Annotated in this window: 23 protein-coding genes and 1 pseudogene; 13 read left to right on the forward strand and 11 right to left on the reverse strand. The window is 60.7% G+C overall.

Annotated elements, in window-relative coordinates; genetic code table 11:
* Window positions 1-42: 42 nt before the first annotated feature.
* Window positions 43-384 (reverse strand): SMR family transporter, encoded by a 342-nt coding sequence (locus LPU83_RS53835; protein ID WP_024315727.1) that lies wholly within the window; start codon window positions 382-384, stop codon window positions 43-45.
* Window positions 385-398: 14 nt separating this feature from the next.
* On the reverse strand, window positions 399-959 hold the full coding sequence (locus tag LPU83_RS53840) for a TetR/AcrR family transcriptional regulator (RefSeq protein ID WP_024315726.1): 561 nt from the start codon (window positions 957-959) through the stop codon (window positions 399-401).
* 146 nt (window positions 960-1,105) lie between these two features.
* Between LPU83_RS53840 and LPU83_RS53845 the strand changes: the two genes are divergently transcribed.
* Both LPU83_RS53845 and LPU83_RS53850 read left to right on the forward strand, forming a co-directional pair.
* Window positions 1,106-1,495, forward strand: a complete 390-nt coding sequence (locus LPU83_RS53845; RefSeq protein ID WP_024315725.1) for a group II truncated hemoglobin — start codon at window positions 1,106-1,108, stop codon at window positions 1,493-1,495.
* A gap of 8 nt (window positions 1,496-1,503) precedes the next feature.
* On the forward strand, window positions 1,504-1,872 hold the full coding sequence (locus tag LPU83_RS53850; RefSeq protein ID WP_024315724.1) for a DUF423 domain-containing protein: 369 nt from the start codon (window positions 1,504-1,506) through the stop codon (window positions 1,870-1,872).
* Here the strand turns inward: LPU83_RS53850 and LPU83_RS74215 are convergent.
* The 6 genes and pseudogenes from LPU83_RS74215 to LPU83_RS53880 form a co-directional block, all read right to left on the reverse strand.
* Window positions 1,856-2,214 (reverse strand): annotated as a pseudogene (locus tag LPU83_RS74215) (VOC family protein). The gene LPU83_RS53850 and the pseudogene LPU83_RS74215 overlap by 17 nt on opposite strands.
* On the reverse strand, window positions 2,215-2,529 hold the full coding sequence (gene hmuQ, locus LPU83_RS53860; protein ID WP_024315723.1) for a heme-degrading protein HmuQ: 315 nt from the start codon (window positions 2,527-2,529) through the stop codon (window positions 2,215-2,217).
* A 10-nt stretch (window positions 2,530-2,539) separates the two neighbouring features.
* A complete protein-coding gene (locus LPU83_RS53865) occupies window positions 2,540-2,809 on the reverse strand; it encodes a hypothetical protein (RefSeq protein ID WP_024315722.1) in 270 nt (89 codons plus the stop codon).
* Window positions 2,806-3,213: a DUF2325 domain-containing protein gene (locus tag LPU83_RS53870; RefSeq protein ID WP_024315721.1), complete on the reverse strand. Its 408-nt coding sequence runs from the start codon at window positions 3,211-3,213 to the stop codon at window positions 2,806-2,808. The genes LPU83_RS53865 and LPU83_RS53870 overlap by 4 nt, the downstream gene beginning before the upstream one ends.
* A gap of 112 nt (window positions 3,214-3,325) precedes the next feature.
* On the reverse strand, window positions 3,326-4,603 hold the full coding sequence (locus tag LPU83_RS53875; protein WP_024315720.1) for a TonB family protein: 1,278 nt from the start codon (window positions 4,601-4,603) through the stop codon (window positions 3,326-3,328).
* Between the two features lie 59 nt (window positions 4,604-4,662).
* Window positions 4,663-5,115, reverse strand: a complete 453-nt coding sequence (locus LPU83_RS53880) for a hypothetical protein (RefSeq protein WP_374046218.1) — start codon at window positions 5,113-5,115, stop codon at window positions 4,663-4,665.
* Between the two features lie 131 nt (window positions 5,116-5,246).
* Here LPU83_RS53880 and hemP point away from each other — a divergent pair, with 131 nt between their 5' ends.
* The 7 genes from hemP to LPU83_RS53915 all read left to right on the forward strand — a co-directional run bounded on the left by hemP (window position 5,247) and on the right by LPU83_RS53915 (window position 10,226).
* A complete protein-coding gene (gene hemP / locus LPU83_RS53885) occupies window positions 5,247-5,429 on the forward strand; it encodes a hemin uptake protein HemP (RefSeq protein ID WP_024315718.1) in 183 nt (60 codons plus the stop codon).
* Between the two features lie 9 nt (window positions 5,430-5,438).
* A complete protein-coding gene (locus LPU83_RS53890) occupies window positions 5,439-6,491 on the forward strand; it encodes a hemin-degrading factor (protein WP_024315717.1) in 1,053 nt (350 codons plus the stop codon).
* A 7-nt stretch (window positions 6,492-6,498) separates the two neighbouring features.
* The gene (locus LPU83_RS53895) at window positions 6,499-7,395 is read left to right on the forward strand and encodes a heme/hemin ABC transporter substrate-binding protein (RefSeq protein ID WP_037069968.1); all 897 of its coding nucleotides are present in this window, start codon (window positions 6,499-6,501) and stop codon (window positions 7,393-7,395) included.
* Window positions 7,396-7,397: 2 nt separating this feature from the next.
* Window positions 7,398-8,510 (forward strand): FecCD family ABC transporter permease, encoded by a 1,113-nt coding sequence (locus LPU83_RS53900; RefSeq protein WP_024315715.1) that lies wholly within the window; start codon window positions 7,398-7,400, stop codon window positions 8,508-8,510.
* A 10-nt stretch (window positions 8,511-8,520) separates the two neighbouring features.
* Complete coding sequence (locus LPU83_RS53905) at window positions 8,521-9,312, forward strand: heme ABC transporter ATP-binding protein (RefSeq protein ID WP_029710125.1); 792 nt, start codon at window positions 8,521-8,523, stop codon at window positions 9,310-9,312.
* Window positions 9,313-9,452: 140 nt separating this feature from the next.
* On the forward strand, window positions 9,453-9,812 hold the full coding sequence (locus tag LPU83_RS53910; RefSeq protein WP_176703586.1) for an ElaB/YgaM/YqjD family protein: 360 nt from the start codon (window positions 9,453-9,455) through the stop codon (window positions 9,810-9,812).
* A 9-nt stretch (window positions 9,813-9,821) separates the two neighbouring features.
* Window positions 9,822-10,226, forward strand: a complete 405-nt coding sequence (locus tag LPU83_RS53915) for a hypothetical protein (RefSeq protein WP_024315713.1) — start codon at window positions 9,822-9,824, stop codon at window positions 10,224-10,226.
* Window positions 10,227-10,320: 94 nt separating this feature from the next.
* Here the strand turns inward: LPU83_RS53915 and LPU83_RS53920 are convergent, their stop codons facing one another.
* On the reverse strand, window positions 10,321-10,875 hold the full coding sequence (locus LPU83_RS53920; protein WP_016554882.1) for an RNA polymerase sigma factor: 555 nt from the start codon (window positions 10,873-10,875) through the stop codon (window positions 10,321-10,323).
* Between the two features lie 9 nt (window positions 10,876-10,884).
* Window positions 10,885-11,046 (reverse strand): NepR family anti-sigma factor, encoded by a 162-nt coding sequence (locus tag LPU83_RS53925; protein ID WP_225039840.1) that lies wholly within the window; start codon window positions 11,044-11,046, stop codon window positions 10,885-10,887.
* Between the two features lie 299 nt (window positions 11,047-11,345).
* Between LPU83_RS53925 and LPU83_RS53930 the strand changes: the two genes are divergently transcribed.
* The 4 genes from LPU83_RS53930 to preA all read left to right on the forward strand — a co-directional run bounded on the left by LPU83_RS53930 (window position 11,346) and on the right by preA (window position 16,400).
* Window positions 11,346-12,140 (forward strand): response regulator, encoded by a 795-nt coding sequence (locus tag LPU83_RS53930; RefSeq protein ID WP_024315711.1) that lies wholly within the window; start codon window positions 11,346-11,348, stop codon window positions 12,138-12,140.
* Window positions 12,141-12,335: 195 nt separating this feature from the next.
* Window positions 12,336-13,343, forward strand: coding sequence for a sensor histidine kinase (locus LPU83_RS53935; RefSeq protein WP_082321229.1), 1,008 nt, complete (start codon window positions 12,336-12,338; stop codon window positions 13,341-13,343).
* A gap of 366 nt (window positions 13,344-13,709) precedes the next feature.
* Window positions 13,710-15,071 (forward strand): NAD(P)-dependent oxidoreductase, encoded by a 1,362-nt coding sequence (locus LPU83_RS53940; RefSeq protein WP_024315709.1) that lies wholly within the window; start codon window positions 13,710-13,712, stop codon window positions 15,069-15,071.
* A gap of 15 nt (window positions 15,072-15,086) precedes the next feature.
* On the forward strand, window positions 15,087-16,400 hold the full coding sequence (gene preA / locus LPU83_RS53945) for an NAD-dependent dihydropyrimidine dehydrogenase subunit PreA (RefSeq protein ID WP_024315708.1): 1,314 nt from the start codon (window positions 15,087-15,089) through the stop codon (window positions 16,398-16,400).
* 166 nt (window positions 16,401-16,566) lie between these two features.
* On the opposite strand, the gene ftrA is transcribed toward preA, so the two are convergent.
* A complete protein-coding gene (gene ftrA, locus LPU83_RS53950; RefSeq protein WP_024315707.1) occupies window positions 16,567-17,565 on the reverse strand; it encodes a transcriptional regulator FtrA in 999 nt (332 codons plus the stop codon).
* Between the last annotated feature and the right edge of the window lie 40 nt (window positions 17,566-17,605).

The raw sequence follows: 17,605 nt of genomic DNA on the forward strand, positions 1-17,605 counted from the left end.
GGGTCAAGGTGGCGCGCCAGATGATCCCGGATGCGGGCGAAATCAATGGGAGACGGATTTTGAGAAAAGATTGACCACCAGCACGCCGACGACGATCAGCCCCAGCCCGATGATCGCCGGCGCATCGAGCCGCTGCTTGAAATAGATGAGGCCGACAGCGGAAATCAGCACGATGCCGAGCGCGCTCCAGATTGCATAGGCGATGCCGACGGGAATGACCTTCAGCGTTATCGACAGGCAATAGAACGCGGCAGCGTAGCAGATGACCAGAACAGCCGTCGGCCCGACGCGGGTGAACTGCTGCGACAATTGCAGCGCCGTCGTGCCAATGACCTCCAGCGCGATCGCAGCAAAGAGCAGCGCGTAGACGACAGCGGGAGCCATGGCGGGGTCCTACTCTACTTGTTGGTGAGTTCGACGAGACGGGCAATCAGCGCATGCCGATCGCCGCCGTTGTCATGGCTGCCGAGCATGTCGGCAAGCCAGAGGCCGTCAGCCGCAAACCGAACGATCTGCGCATCGACGGACGAATCCGTGCCGACGTATTCCTCCGTCCGCTCCTGCACCCACGCGCGCCAGCGATGCCGAAGCCGTGGCTCAGCAAGCAACGCGACCGTGACCTGAGCCCAATGGGCCGCCTCGTCGGAACTCTCCCTGAGATCGGCGACGGCACGCAGATAGACCCTGCTGAAACGGCCATGCGGCACCGGGTCTTCACGCATGCGATCATTGATATCAGCGTCAAAACGATCCAGGAGGCTTTCGAAAAGGGCATCCAGCAGCGCATTCTTCGTCGGGAAGTGGTGCAACAGTCCGCCCTTGCTGACCCCTGAGGCGCCGGACACGGCATCCAGTGTCACAGCAGCCATACCGTGCTCCATCGTCAGGCGAGCGGCCACATCCAGCAACTGCTGGCGCACAATGAGAGGCTGTTTGCGGCGATGATGAGCGAGTGACATCTCCATAAAAGATACCGTCCAGACGGTTTTGTCAAGAAATTTGTCACCGGCAGACCGGCGACGGGCGAATTGCCGCGTACTGATCCAGGCGGTTGCGGTCGTCTTCCTCGCAGTGCATTAAGAGTTGGATTTCGAGGAATGTAACCGTGACGGAAAAAGTCATTACCCTTTACGAGGCAATTGGCGGCGGCGCGGCCGTGCGTGCGCTGGCGCACCGCTTCTATGAGCTGATGGATACGCTGCCCGAGGCCCACCATGTCCGCGCCGTCCATCCGCCATCACTGGACGGCAGCCAGGAGAAATTCTACGAATACCTGACAGGGTATTTCGGCGGCCCACCGCTCTACACCGACAAGCGCGGCCATCCACGCCTCAGAAGCCGACATTTCGTTGCCAAGATCGGTCCCGTGGAACGCGACGAATGGCTGCTCTGCTTTCGCCGCGCACTTGAGGAAACCATCGCCAATCCGAAGCTGCGCGAGATCATCCTGCCGCCCATCGAACGGCTCGCATATCACATGCAGAACAAGGAATAGGACCAGCCATGACGCTGAACGCGCGTATTGCGCCGCTACTTTATCTGTTTGCCGGCCTGTTCGGCTTTGCCGGCGTGGCGCTGGCGGCTGCCGCAGCGCATGGCGGCGACGACGCGCATCTCGTCGCTTCGGCCTCGGCAATGTGCCTGGCGCACGGTCCTACCCTGCTTGCCCTTGCCATCGGCGCCGAGAAGCTGAGGACCGCATGGCTTGCCGGCATACTGATAGGTGCTGGTACACTTCTGTTTGCCGGCGATCTCGTCGCTTTGCGCTATGCGGGTTCCGGTTTGTTTCCGATGGCCGCACCCACGGGCGGATTTGCCATGATGTTCGGCTGGCTGGCGATCGCGGTGGGCGCCTTCATCCGCCGAGGCTGATCGATGAGCTGACGGGTATGCGCTCAAACCGAAAGCAGATTGCCATGCGGGTCATGGATATAGCATTCTTCCATACCCCAAGGCCGTCGCTCGAGCGGGGTCAGAGGCACTTATTCGGCATGCAGCGCGGCAATTCGACCGCCACGCAGTAGACGGCCGTCGCCTCGCATAGCGCTCGCTCGCGCGCCAGCTGCAACTCCATCTCGTCGCGACGCAGGATCAGACAGTCTGGAGACTGGTGGATGATCCGGTCGAAGCCAAGATCGTCACGATAAAAGGCCAGCGTCTCGGCGATGGCAGCACCGGCAGGACTTCGACACGATCCGGGTCCTGCTCGGCCATTCAGATGCCGGCCACGACGTTGAAGCCTTCGAAAACCGGCGGCCCCTTGTACATTGCCATGCGCTCACCGGCACTGCGGTGTGCGGCGCGAAAGTTTTCGGACTTCGTCCAGTTCACGAAGTCCTCCTCGCTCTGCCAGAGGGTGTGCGAGGAAAACAGCGTGTAATCCTCCTGCGTATTCGTCCTGCCCCGCAGCAGGCGGAACTCGACGAAGCCTGGAACCTGCGAGAGGCTGGAATCGCGATTGCGCCAGACATCCTCGAAGGATGCCTCCGATCCGATCGCAGCCTTGAAGCGGTTCATCGCAATATACATGGCAGGATCCTTACCCTTTGCCTTTCACGCCAGCGCGCTCAGGCGCGAAGGCCACAACATTATTGCCGTTTGCAGCCTCCAAACCAAGCGGCTTTTCCGGCTGCTGCCCGGGCGTCCGTGCCTCCAAGAGCGGAAACTCCGATACGTTGGGATAGTCTGTCCGCCGCTCAACATTGCGCAGCAGCAGATCGTAAAGCTCCGGCATAAGGCCGTCACCTCTTTGAGCGGCAAGCTTGTGCAGGCCGATCATCATGACCCCGTCAGGGCGTTCTCCATTCATCGGGAATTGTCTCGTTCGTTCATTGTCTGCAGCGCGCGTTCCAGACTGGACTTGCTGCCGTTTCGAAGCGGAATGAAAGCCTTGCCGAATTTCTTGCAGCCCGTCTTCACGCGCAGGCAGGCATCGTGGCTGATACAGTCGATCGGGCAAAAGACGCAGTCGACCGAGGGAAGCACGGTATCGATGCGGGAGACGGCCTCGCGCAAACCACCGTCGTGGTGGATCAGCTCTGCCCCAAAGTTGCTTGCGATCTGGCGAAGATGCGCCACCTGGCAGTCCCGTCCGCCGACATACAGGAAACTGCGTCCATCAAGTTTGGACCGCCCGGACGCTTCCTGAACCGTCTCGATATTCGCATTGACGCGGATCTCGCGGTTGGAACCCTTCTTCGTCTTTCGAGCCATTGCCCACCCGTTCGCTCGTTGATCGTCACACGAACCCTGCGTGTGCGAGCGGACCTTATTAAACTTGATTTTTAGAGTAAAGTATAAAGTTGATTATTACAGTCATATTTTATCAGCGCCCCCCAACCTGAAACGGGAGAGTAAACGACCAAGCCGGTTTTCCCGCGGGCAGCGGCTGAAACGGTGCGGCGCGGTGGACGGCATCGACAGTCACTTGATCCAGCTGCGGGTTTCCCGAGCTTCGCGCGACTCTAACGCTGCTCAAGGCGCCTGAGGAAACGATTGTCAGGCTAAGCGAGACGCTCGCTGGCTCGCGCTTTAGCGCGGAGGGAACCCTAAGCGCACGGAGAACGCGGGACCGCACTTTGCCGGGATAGTTGGCGACAACCGCACTACCTGCACCGCCGCTGTTGCCAGCGCCGCGCGAGTTCTGGCTCGACGTTGCCGTTTCCGTTCCGTCCACCAATCCCTTCTTGGAGTCCTGCTTGTTTTCACCGCCCGACCCCGCAGATGGTTTTGCCTTCTTCGGCGGCTCCTTCTTCTCGACCGGCTTTTTGACAGGCTTTTGCGCCTTCGGCTTGGGTTCAAGCGTCGGCTTATCCGGTTGCGGAGCGACCGCCGCTGTTTCCATCGGCTGGACCGGCTTAACCTCCTGCGGTGCGGCCTGGGCAACGGGAGGCGTCTCGGCAGGAACCTCCGGCGGCACTTCGGTCGCCATCGGCTGCACCACGGATGTCTCGGCAGGCGATAGCGAGGTCAGGACTTCGGATTGCGCGGCAACGACGTTTTCCGGGGAAACGCGCGTGACCTCTTGCGCCGGCGCAACAGCCACCGGTTCTTTGGGCTCTGTCTCCGTCGGCATCATCGCAGTCGGCTGCACAGTCTGCGTCTGAACGGTCTCGGCCACGATCTCCTCAGGCGGTGGCTCTTCAGCTTTTTCGCCTGCGGCCGCCTGGTCCGCCTCTGAATCGCCAAGGATAATAACACTCACCACCTCGCCGGCCTCTTCAACCGGATCGTGTGGTGTGACCACGAACCCGACGACCAGGATCGCGATGACAGCCACATGGCAAGCAAGAGAGCTGAGACAAGCCATCACCGCATGACGCTGATGTGGTCTTGCGCTCTCATCCTTTTCGACGCTGGCATCCATCGATGGCGCGGCAGTGACGGTGTTGCTCGCACTCTGCGGATCCTGCGGGAAGGATTCAATCAATGCCAGGCGGGCGTAGTGGATGGAGACCTCGGCGGCCGGCTGGCGCGGCACGTTACGAAGATCCGACAATTCATGCCCGGGATGCATGCCGGGATTGTTGTCGTTCATTCCGCTGTCGGCGACCGGCTCCTCAACGAGAATGACTCTCGATTTGGATTTTGCTGAAACTGCCATTTGTGCCTGCCTCGGCCCGTTGAAACAGAAAGCCGCCGGCTGTCATGCCGGCGAACCACTCAACCCTCGAAAGGAATGGAAACCTGTGAACGGGTGACAAGACCCTTCATGCACTCTCCCGTGGCCGGGCCGTCGCAAACCGGCGCATCGTTGATCAACAGGCGCGTCACGCTCTCGCATGTGACGTTCGGCATGTCGAACTGGCGCACGCGCTTCTTGCCTTGCGGCAGATCGCGGAAGTCCAACACGGTCACCCGGTCGACCGCATTCCTGTCGTTGAAGAAAGCAAGCTCGAAGGAGATCTTGTTGATCGGCGCGGCGAGATTGTTGAGCGCAACGAAGGTCATCGTGCAGCCCTTCTGCGAGGGCGCGAGGCCGTTCAGCTCGACCTCGAGGGCTTTGGCCGGCGACGCCGCTGCAGCATCCTGAGCAAGAACCTGTGACGCACTCGCAACCACGATCAGACCGCTCGTCAAAAGCGCTGCAATCTTGCTCACTGCTATTTCCTCCATCATCAGACTCTAAACTTGAGTTGCAAACTCCGCTATTGCGTCATTAAAAAATGATGACTATGAGAGTCAAGATAATTATGGATTTTCCCGGCGTTGGGCGCCGCGGATCGAGCGGACATAACCGACCGACAATGATGGTTGAGAAGCCAGATACCTTTCGTCACGCGTCGCTGCAGCGCGAACCAACGGCAGAAATGCGCGTTTTGGAAAGTGCAGACATTTTTCGCGGAGCGACCGAGATCATGATCCGTCACGATGGCGTGGTCTACCGCATGAAAATCACCCGTCAGGGCAAACTCATTCTCAATAAGTAGGGCTAGGACATGACTGAGACCACGAAACCGGCTCCCGCCGACATTCGCGCATTTCGCGCAGAAAATCCGAAGATGCGTGAGCGCGATATCGCGGCTCAGCTTCAGATTTCCGAAGCCGCGCTCGTCGCGGCCGAGGTTGGCATCAGCGCAACCCGCATCGATGGCAGCGCTTTGAAGCTTCTGCAGCGGGTCGCTGAACTCGGCGAGGTCATGGCCCTTTCTCGCAACGAAAGCGCCGTTCACGAGAAGATCGGCGTTTACGAAAACATCACCGCCGGACCGCACGCCTCGATCGTCCTTGGGGAAAACATCGACTTGCGCATTTTCCCCAATCGCTGGGCGCACGGCTTTGCTGTTTCCAAGAGAGACGGCGAACAGGAGCGTCTCAGCCTGCAATACTTCGACAAGGCTGGAAACGCAGTTCACAAGGTCCATCTTCGCCCGAACTCGAATGTCGAGGCTTATCACGCCATCGTCCGGGATCTGACGCTTGAGGATCAGTCGCAGGAATTCGTCGCCGATCCGACACCCTCGTCGATAAACGAGAGCGGCGAGGTCACGCGTGACGAGCTACGCCAGCACTGGAGCAAGCTCACCGACACGCATGAGTTCTTTGGGATGCTGCGCAAGCTGAAGATCGGTCGCCAGGTCGCCGTCCGCACTGTCGGCGACGACTATGCCTGGCAGCTCGACAACACGGCGACGGCAGAGATGATGCACGCTTCGGTCAAGGCAGGCCTGCCTGTCATGTGCTTCGTGGCCAACAACGGAATCGTCCAGATCCATTCCGGCCCGATCGTCAACGTGCAGCCGATGGGTCCGTGGATCAACGTTCTCGATCCGACCTTCCACTTGCACCTTCGTCAGGATCACATTGCCGAGACCTGGGCCGTGCGCAAGCCGACGAAGGACGGCCATGTGACCTCGCTCGAGGCATACAATGCCGATGGCGAAATGATCATCCAGTTCTTCGGCAAGCGGAAGGAAGGCACCGAGGAGCGCGACGACTGGCGCTCCATCATGGAAACCCTGCCGCGCACAGGAACAAGCGTCGCGGCGTGAGAAGGGGTTGAAGATGCGTAAGGAACCGCGCCACAAGCGGCTTTGGGCACTGGCGTTTTCGGCGGCGGCGATCGTGCTGTCGCTGGCTCCCGTCTCGGATTCCCTGGCGGCCGAGAAACTGGATACGACGCGCCTCGTATCGGTCGGCGGCGACGTCACCGAGATCGTCTACGCGCTGGGTGAGCAGGATCGGTTGATCGCCCGCGACACGACGAGCATGTATCCCGAAGCGGCGATGAAGCTGCCCGACGTCGGCTACATGCGCGCCCTGTCGCCGGAAGGCATCCTTGCGATGAACCCGACGGCCATCATCGCCATCGAAGGATCCGGACCTCCGGAAGCACTGAATGTTCTAAAGAGCGCCAGCGTTCCGTTCGAGACCGTCCCGAATGCCTATACGCGTGAGGGCATCCTCGCGAAGATCGACCGCGTCGGCGAACTTCTTGGGCAGCCGGACAAGGCAAAGGCATTGGAAGAAAGGGTCGGCGCAGACCTCGACGCGGCGATTTCCGACGCCAAGAAGCGGCCCGAAAGCGAGCGCAAGCGTGTCCTCTTTATCCTCAGCATGCAGGGCGGCAAGATCATGGCATCCGGTACCGGCACTGCCGCCGACGGCATCATCAAGCTTTCGGGCTCCGTCAATGCCGTGGGCAACGTCCCCGGCTACAAGCCGCTGACCGACGAAGCGATCGTGGAAGCAAAGCCCGACGTCATTTTGATGATGAACCGCGGCGATGGTTCGGGTACTGGCAATGAAGACCTTCTCAAGCAGCCCGCACTGGCCCTGACACCGGCGGCGCAGAACAAGGCGATCGTCCGTATGGACGGCCTGCACCTGCTTGGTTTCGGCCCCCGCACTGCAGGCGCCGTCCGTGAGTTGAACGCGGCGATCTACGGGAACTGACGATGGCTCTTCAGGACGCCATGGGACAGAAGCGTGCGATGTTTTCGCTGACAGGTCTGCGGGAGCGTCACAGGACGGGCGATCGCAGCCGCCTCGCCCTGCTGGCGATCGTTCTGCTTGCGGTCGGCTCCGTCCTGTCCCTGTTGTTTTCGGTGACAACGGGCGCTTCCAACGCCTCGTTCCTCGACGTCATTGCCAAGGTGGCCGGTTCAGATGATGCGCTGAACGCACGCGATCGGATCATCATCTTTGATATCCGCATGCCCCGCGCGATCCTGGGTTTCCTGGTCGGTGGATCGCTTGCCGTCTCGGGCGCCATCATGCAGGGCCTGTTCCGCAATCCGCTTGCCGATCCTGGACTTGTCGGCGTGTCCTCAGGGGCCAGTCTCGGCGCAGTGGTGATCATCGTGCTCGCCAGCACCTTTGCCGCACCGCTCTACACGCTGCTCGGCATCTACGCACTGCCGATCGCAGCCTTCTGCGGCGGCCTCGCCAGCACGTGGCTGCTCTACCGGATCGCAACTGGGTACGGCCAGACCTCGGTTGCCACGATGCTGCTTGCCGGCATCGCGCTCGGCTCGCTTGCCGGTGCGCTCACCGGGCTTTTGATCTACATGGCCAATGATCAGCAACTGCGAGACCTCACTTTCTGGGGGATGGGATCACTTGCTGGAGCGACATGGGCAAAGATTGCCGCCGCAGCGCCAATCATTCTTCTCTCCTTTGCCGCCATACCGTTCATGGCCCGGGGCCTGAACGCCATCACGCTCGGCGAAGCGACGGCTTTTCACATGGGCGTCCCCGTCCAGCGGCTGAAGAATATCGCCATCGTCAGCGTTGCCGCTGCAACTGGTGCTTCGGTCGCGGTGAGTGGGGGCATCGGTTTCGTCGGCATTGTGGTTCCGCATGTGCTGCGAATGTCGATCGGCCCCGATCACCGCTTCCTGCTGCCAGCCTCCGCCCTTCTCGGCGGCTCGTTGCTGATTTTCGCCGATGTCCTTGCGAGGACGATCGTCGCGCCGGCCGAACTGCCGATCGGCATCATTACGGCGGCCGTCGGCGGCCCGTTCTTCCTGTGGATTCTGTTGCGGCATCGCGCACGCCTTGCCCTTTGAGTATCGAGCAATGATCGAAGTATCCGGCGTTTCCGTACGCCTTTCCGGCAAGACCATCGTTCGTCAGGTCGGCTTTACCGCACGGGCTGGTCAGCTGACGGCGATTGCCGGTCCGAACGGTTCAGGCAAGACGACCACGATGAAGGCCGTCTCGGGCGAACTCCCCTACGCGGGCACCATTCGCCTCAATGGGCAGGATGTGAGCGCGCTGCAGCCATGGCAGCTGGCGACGATGCGTGGCGTGCTGCCGCAGGCAAGCACCATCTCCTTCCCGTTCATGGTGCGCGAAGTGGTCCGGATGGGCTTGACCACTGGCGTCAATCGTAACCCTGATAAAGTAGAACAGATTGCCGCCAATGCACTGACGGCTGTCGACCTCGAGGGCTTCGAAGGACGCTTCTATCAGGAGCTTTCGGGCGGTGAGCAGCAGCGCGTACAGCTCGCCCGCGTTCTGTGCCAGATCGCCGAGCCGGTCATCGACGGAAAGCCGTGCTGGCTCCTGCTCGACGAGCCGGTATCGAGCCTCGACATCAGCCATCAGTTGACCATCATGACATTGGCGCGCAAATTCTGCGAAGCTGGCGGCGGCGTCATCGCAGTCATGCACGACCTCAACCTGACTGCGCTCTTCGCCGACGAGATGATCCTCATGAAATCAGGGCAGGTGGCTGCGGCTGGTGGCGTCCGCGACGTGCTGACGGATGAGACCATGGAAACCGTCTTTGGCTGTGCCCTGCGGATCAACCAGGTTCCAGCGGACGGCACACCCTTCGTCCTTGCCCACAGTGCAGTTCAGACCTGATACAATCCAGCGTAGCGGAACTTTTGAGAAGCGGCCGCGTTAAGCAATTGATGATGTGGGTCATTGCCGGGCGACAATCTTCATGCAACCTTCGGCGGCGGCCCTGTGTTGAACCAGGCCGCGTAGAGCGCGCCTTACCGATGGAGAAAATCGTGGCCTCTTCGCTCCTCCACCCCCTCCGCAGCCGGCGCAATGGCGGCACGCTTCACAACATTGAATCCACCATCGAAGAGCAGATCGAAACTCTTCGCGACGACATCGCGGCCCTGACGAAGATCGCTGGAAAGCAATCGCGCAAGTCGGGTGATCGACTTCGCTATCAGGCAGCAGCCGGCTACGACGATCTACTCTCCCGCAGCGAGGACCTGATCCACGAATTGCGGGGGGGTTACCTACGCGGCGCGCATGAAGTGCGCAACACGGTACGCCGGCACCCTGTAGCCACCATCGGGGCGGCGGCAGCCTTCGGGCTTGTCCTCGCCCTCCTTGCCCGCCGTTAAGGAGACGAGATGCTCTTTTCGCTCCTCAGCCTGCTGGTAGGCACGAGTGTTCACCGAACCGTTGCGCGGACGAAGCGCAACGGTATTTTCGTGGCGATTGCCGTCGTACTCTTGTTGACCGCCTATACACTCGCCGTCGTTGCCGGCGCGATATGGCTCTCCGGCATTTATGGACCCATAGGCGCGGCGCTATTCCTGGCTGCCGCAGCGCTGCTGATCGCGATCGTCGTCCTCGTTATCATGATGGTGATCAATGCGCAGGAAGCGCGCCGTGCGGCGGAGCGCAGACAGGCGCTGGAATCGCTTGCGGCCGCCGGTATAGGCCTCATCCGCGCCCAGCCGTTGCTGACGGCGGGTGTTCTCGCAGCCGTGGTCGCGGCCAACCTCTTGGGCTCCAAGCGCAACGACGACTGACACTCCATCGTTCACCCGAAAAAAGGCCGGCCGTTCACCCGAAAAAAGGCCGGCGCCGTGAGGCAGCCGGCCTTTTTGGGTCGAGCTGGGCATGTCAGAAGGCGAAGGCTTTGGACGTCAGCGGCGAGGATGTTGCATCTGGCCCGAAATCGGCCTCGCCGGAAATCTGAAGCAGTTCCTGGAGACGCTGGCGGGCACGATTGACGCGGCTCTTGATCGTGCCGACGGCACATCCGCAGATTTCCGCGGCTTCTTCGTAGGAGAACCCCGATGCGCCGACCAGAATGATCGCTTCACGCTGGTCCGGGGGCAGCTGATCGAGCGCCTTCTTGAAATCCTGAAGATCGAGCGCGCCATACTGCGACGGGTGCATCGCCATCGACTCGGTGAACAAGCCATCGCTATCCTGGATTTCGCGTCCGCTCTTGCGCATCTGGCTGTAAAGCTCGTTGCGCAGGATCGTAAAGAGCCAGGCCTTCATGTTGGTGCCCATCTCGAAATGATCCTGCTTTGCCCAGGCCTTCATGATCGTGTCCTGAACAAGATCGTCCGCCCGGTCATGCCGGCCAATCAGCGAGATGGCAAAGGCTCGCAGACTCGGTAGCGACGCAAGGAGTTCGCGCTTGAAGCTTGGTTGCTGCTTTTCCATGGAGCCACCTTACTTCGCGGCCTTGGCCGAAGCGACCAGTTCAGCCTGGTCAAGCTTCTCGAGCAAATCGAGAAAGCGCTCCGGAATCGCTTCTTCCTGCACGGCAGCATAAAGCGATCGTAACTTCACCCCGATCTGGCTGTTCGGGTCCAGGATATCGCTTGCGCGCATTTCCAGCCGCTGCCGATCTTTTTCATTCTTGCGTGTCGTCATCAATCGTCACTTTACTCGTTATCCGCCCGTTCTGCCACGTCGCCTTGATTAAGTTCGTCTTAACTACATCAGCCGCTTGGGCCGGCTGATTGGCGAACATCCCGTCGCGTGTCATGAAACAAATGCGATGAGCCCTCTGTTTGTAGGCACGATAATGCTGCTGAGAAAAAAAAGTTCCTACATATCAGGAACATTTTTACAGTCCGTGGCGTTTTAATCGCCATTGAGGCCTCTCACCGGCCTATTGGGAGCTATAAATGACACTTTCGACTCGAATTGCGCCGCACCTTCCTTATCTGCGTCGTTATTCCCGCGCGCTTACTGGAACGCAAACGTCGGGCGACGCGTATGTAGCCGCCGTCCTCGAGGCAATCATTACCGATATATCCATTTTCCCGGATACCGCGGATGACCGCGTTGCATTGTACAAACTTTTCACCACGCTGTTTGGTTCCGTCACAGTCCAGATCCCTGAACCTGCCTCGCCTTACGCGTGGGAGCAGCGCGCAACGCTGAACCTCGCCAAGGTTTCGCCGCTCGCGCGCCAGGCTTTTATCCTCGCCTCCGTCGAGAACTTCCGGGTTGGAGAGATTGCCGAGATCCTGGGCGTGGAAGAGGACGAAGTCGTCAGCCTGCTCGACAACGCATCGCGCGAAATCTCTCGCCAGGTTGCCACGGACGTCATGATCATCGAGGACGAGCCGCTGATCGCGATGGACATCGAACAAATGGTGGAAAGCCTCGGCCACCGGGTGACCGGCATCGCCCGTACGCATGCCGAAGCGGTTGCGCTTTATAACAGGACCCGGCCGGGCATGGTTTTGGCAGATATCCAGCTTGCCGACGGCAGCTCCGGCATCGATGCGGTCAACGACATTCTCAAGACTGCGAGCGTGCCGGTGATCTTCATCACCGCCTTTCCCGAGCGACTGCTGACGGGCGAACGGCCGGAGCCGACCTTCCTGGTCACGAAGCCGTTCAATCCGGACATGGTCAAGGCATTGATCAGTCAGGCACTTTTCTTCAACCAATCCACCAAGGCCGCCGCCTGAAGAAATGGCGACTTGAGGAACAAAGGGAACGGGAATGCGTTTCGGTGAATCTGGAACGCTTTTCCGGCCTTAAGGTTTTTTTTTAGCGCTTTCTTCTAGGATAAGCTTCCCGATCAATGGGCACCCTCCTCCGCCGTGAGGAAAGATCAAAATGGGAAAGGCGACTAGGTGAACAGGAATGAACCAGTGCCCGGCATGTCCTTCGCGCCGGAAGGCAGAGTGGTTCTACTGCAGCGCGCGCTCGCAAGTGCCGGGATTTCAGTGATCTACCAGGATCCTGGCCTGTCGATCATCTATGCCGATAACCTTCCTGCGTATTTTCAGCCGCTTGCAATACCGGGCGGAACTGACGCAGATCTCTTCGGCGAGACACATGGGCGCAACCTGGAGAAGCTGAAGCAGCAGGTATTCGAAACCGGGAAGCAGATGACAGCCGAGGTCGACATTTCGATCGACGGGGAAATGCGCACGTACGAACTGAAGATCCAGCGCGCTGGCACGGATCACGCCATGGGCATCCTCTCCGTCATATCCGAGGTGACGGAGGCACGGCATCGCGAAAAGGTGCTGAAGTCCCTTCTTCGCGAGCTATCGCACCGCTCGAAGAACCTTCTGGCCATTATTCAGGGCATCGCCACACAAACGGCCCGTAACACCATATCGCTGGATAGCTTTCTGGCGAAATTCCGCGGGCGATTGCAATCGCTCTCGAACTCGCAGGACTTGATTACTGACTCCAGTTGGCGCGGTGCCTTCCTGTTCGAACTGGCTGAAAAGCAGTTCGCCCCCTATTGGCCTGAGACCGCAGGACCGCTGCCGATCTCCGGGATAAACGTCCACCTGACACCCAATGCCGCCGTGCATGTCGGCCTGGCGCTGCACGAATTGATCGTCAATTCGGCTTCCTATGGAGCGATCGCTGGCAGCAAACCTGCTGTCACCTTGAGCTGCCACGAAGTGGCCTCTGCCGGGCGAAAGGCAATCGAGGTTTCATGGTCGGAGACGCTGTGCGATCCGACAGAGATTCATGAATTCAGCGACAACAGCTTCGGCAAGACGGTGCTCGAGCGCGTCGTCCCCTCCTCGGTAAACGGCAAGGCCGAACTCACGCTGGTACCAGGCCGGATCGAATATCATCTGGTCATCCCTGACGCCGAGTTCGAGATTCTCCGGCGTCCTCCTCGACAGGCAGCGATGCGCTAAACGAAGAACAGCCAGTGCGAGGGCGGCGCACCGGCTGTTCTTTCACTCATCGGGAGGGGACCGTGAGTAGGTCCGAACGATGTTTTGGGGGCGCGCATGTTGGGTCGATGCGGTCATCGTTCGGATACCGCAGTAACGGGCAAGTATCCGAATGGTTCCCCGAACGGACGAGAAAAAATCGATTTTTTCATTTTTTATTTCAAGGACGCGGCCAAGGGCGGACGGCGCTCCGAAACCAGCAAAAATAGCCCCATTAAAACAATATGATAAACGGCATGCATCGCAAAAATTTTACCGTTTGATAAATTTTTTAACCTGAGTTACGCTTCCCCCTACTGGCCGTTTACCAATAATGAGGGAACTTCAATGGAACGACTGGGAACTGGGATTCGTGCAGGCCGGCTTTCGCCCGCCGAGTACGAGTCGAACTTCTCCGATCTTCATCCGCGCCTCGACAAGCACGAGGCGCTGGTGGCAGCCGACCGCTGCTATTTCTGCTACGACGCGCCGTGCATGACGGCCTGTCCCACCTCCATCGACATTCCGCTCTTCATCCGGCAGATCGCCACCGGCAATCCGCTCGGATCGGCCAAGACGATCTTCGACCAGAATATCCTGGGCGGCATGTGCGCTCGCGTCTGTCCCACCGAAGAGTTGTGCGAGCAGGCCTGCGTGCGCAACACGGCAGAAGAGCGACCCGTCGAAATCGGCCGCCTGCAGCGCTACGCCACCGACACGGCCATGCAGGCAGACAAGCAGTTTTACAGCCGCCCCGCTCTGACCGGAAAGACGATTGCCGTCGTCGGCGCGGGCCCGGCAGGTCTTGCCGCTGCCCATCGCCTCGCCGTGAAGGGCCATGACGTCGTCATCTACGACGGAAGGCCGAAGTCAGGCGGCCTCAACGAATATGGCATCGCCACCTACAAGACAGTCGACGACTTCGCGCAGCAGGAAGTGGACTACGTTCTGGCGATCGGCGGCATTGAAGTCCGCCACGACCAGCAACTTGGCCGTGATTTCTCTCTCGCCGATCTGCAATCGCGATATGACGCCGTTTTCGTCGGCATCGGCCTTGCCGGTGTCAATGCGCTACGTCTCGAAGGCGAAAATCTACCGGGCGTGGATGATGCCGTCGACTTCATCGCCAGCCTGCGCCAGGCCGCAAGCAAGGGCGAGATTGCGATCGGCCGCCGCGTCGTCGTTCTCGGCGGCGGCATGACGGCAATCGATGCCGCCGTGCAGGCCAAGCTGCTCGGCGCAGAGGAAGTGACGATCTGTTATCGCCGCGGCAAGGAACATATGAACGCCTCGGAGTTCGAGCAGGATCTCGCCACCTCGAAGGGCGTCATCATCCGCCATTGGCTGGCGCCGAAGTCCATTCTCGCACAGGACGGCAAGGTCGCCGCGATCGAGGTTGAATATACCAAGCTCGTCGATGGCCGCCTGTCGACAACCGGCGAGACCGGGGTCATCGCCGCCGACCAGATCTTCAAGGCGATCGGCCAGACCTTCGATGCCGCCGGCCTCGGCGCGCTGCGCATGGAGTCCGGACGCATCGCCATCGATGCGCAAGGCAAGACGTCGTTGGACGGCATCTGGGCCGGCGGCGATTGCGTCTTCGGTGGTGACGATCTCACCGTCTCGGCCGTCGCGCAGGGCCGCGATGCCGCCGAATCCATCAACCGCATGCTTGCTGCCGGTGCGCAGCCGGCCGTTGCCGTCGCGTGAAGGGGAGAATGAACAATGGCTGATCTCCGCAATAATTTCGTCGGCATCAAGTCGCCCAACCCGTTCTGGCTGGCCTCCGCACCGCCGACCGACAAGGCCTACAACGTCGAACGCGCCTTCAAGGCCGGCTGGGGCGGCGTCGTCTGGAAGACGCTCGGCGAGGAAGGCCCGCCGGTCGTCAATGTCAACGGCCCGCGCTACGGCGCGATCTGGGGCGCCGACCGCCGCCTGCTGGGCTTGAACAATATCGAGCTCATCACCGATCGCGACCTCTACACCAACCTGCGCGAAATGAAGCAGGTGAAGATGAACTGGCCGGACCGGGCGCTGATCGCCTCGATCATGGTCCCGTGCGAGGAAAACGCCTGGAAATCGATCCTGCCGCTGGTCGAGGAAACCGGCGCCGATGGCATCGAGCTCAATTTCGGCTGTCCGCACGGCATGTCCGAGCGCGGCATGGGCTCCGCGGTCGGGCAGGTGCCGGAGTACATCGAAATGGTCGTGCGCTGGTGCAAGCAGTACACGCGCATGCCCGTGATCACCAAGCTGACGCCCAACATCACTGACATCCGCAAGCCGGCGCGCGCTGCCAAGGCCGGCGGAACCGACGCGGTCTCGCTGATCAATACGATCAACTCGATCACCGCGGTCAACCTCGACACCTTCTCGCCGGAGCCGTCCATCGACGGACGTGGCAGCCACGGCGGCTACTGCGGCCCGGCGGTCAAGCCGATCGCGCTCAACATGGTGGCCGAGATCGCCCGCGATCCGGAAACCTACGGCCTGCCGATCTCGGGTATTGGCGGCGTAACGACCTGGCGCGATGCCGCCGAGTTCCTGGCGCTCGGCGCCGGCAACGTGCAGGTCTGCACGGCAGCGATGACCTATGGCTTCAAGATCGTGCAGGAGATGATCACGGGTCTGTCCGACTGGATGGACGCCAAGGGCCACCGCAATCTCGACGATATCACCGGCCGCGCAGTGCCGAATGTTTCCGACTGGCAGTATCTCAACCTCAACTACATCGCCAAGGCGAAGATCGATCAGGATGCCTGCATCAAGTGCGGCCGCTGTCACATCGCCTGCGAAGATACCTCGCACCAGGCGATTACCCAGTTCGTCAATGGCGTGCGCCACTTCGAGGTGATGGACGACGAATGCGTCGGCTGCAATCTCTGCGTCAACGTCTGCCCGGTCGAGAACTGCATCACCATGGAAAAGCTCCCCGCCGGCGACCTCGACAAGCGCACCGGCAAGATCGTCGATCCGAACTACGCCAACTGGACGACCCATCCGAACAACCCGATGGCCCGCCAGGCCGCGGAGTAATCGACTTGCAACGCCGCGGCGGAATTGACGCCGCGGCATTGCGTGCTGAGCGCGACCCGCCTCCTGTGGACGACCTTATGAATCTCTCGCCGCGCAGACCCGCAGCTGCTGGTTTCCTGTGACAAGCACAGGAACGAGGAGGGGCTAGAAGGCCAATATCAGGGCCTCAACCGCGGCCGGTCGCAAACATCTTCCGATAGGCCCCCGGGCTCGTGCCCAACCGCTTGCGGAAGTGATGGCGCATCGTCGCCAGCGTCCCAAAGCCGCTGGAAGCTGCGATGTCGTCGAGGGATGCGCCGATCTGTTTCTCCAGCAGCTCGCGCGCATGGCGAAGCCTCTCGCGCAACAGCCATTCACCGACGCTGATCCCGGTGGTGCTCTCGAACCGGCGCTGAAAGGTTCGCTGGCTCATCCCGGCTTTCGTCGCGAGCAGGCTGATCGGCTGCTCCTCATCCAGCCGCTGCCGCATCCACTCGATCAGCGGGCCGAGCCGGATGCCCTCGCGCTTCTGCGGCACCGGCGCCTGGATGAACTGCGCCTGCCCGCCCTCGCGATGCGGCGGCAGAACCAGGCGCCGCGCGACGCTGTTGGCAGCCTCCGTGCCGAAATCGCCACGAACCACATGCAGGCAGAGATCGATACCGGCGGCGCTGCCTGCCGCCGTCAGGATACTGCCCTCGTCCATGTAGAGCACGTCGGCATCGAAGCTGATATCGGGGTAGCGTTCCGAGATCGAGGCGACGTAGCGCCAATGCGTGGTTGCCCGCCGATGGCCAAGCAACCCGGTGGCGGCAAGCACCGCAACACCGGAGCAGAGGGACATGATCCGCGCACCACGCTGATGGGCTGAGCGCAAAGCATCGATGACTGCCTCGGGAACCTCTGCATCGATCGCGCGCCAGCCAGGCACGACGATCAAATCCGCCTCCTCAAGCACCTCCAACCCATGATCGACGGAAACTGTCAGCCCGCCGGCGGCACGAAGCGGTCCCGGCTCTATCGCGCAGACCGAATAGCGATACCATCCCTTGCCCATTTCCGGACGCGACAGACCGAACACCTCGTAGGCAATGGCGAACTCGAAGGTGCACAGGCCGTCATAGGCAAGCACCGCGACATGGGGTCCCTTCAGCGCATTTGGCATGATCTTTACGCGAACCGTCATTCTGGCCAATTTCGCCAAGCCATAACATCGGCGATGGTCG

The sequence above is a fragment of the Rhizobium favelukesii genome (assembly GCF_000577275.2).
Classification (GTDB): domain Bacteria; phylum Pseudomonadota; class Alphaproteobacteria; order Rhizobiales; family Rhizobiaceae; genus Rhizobium; species Rhizobium favelukesii.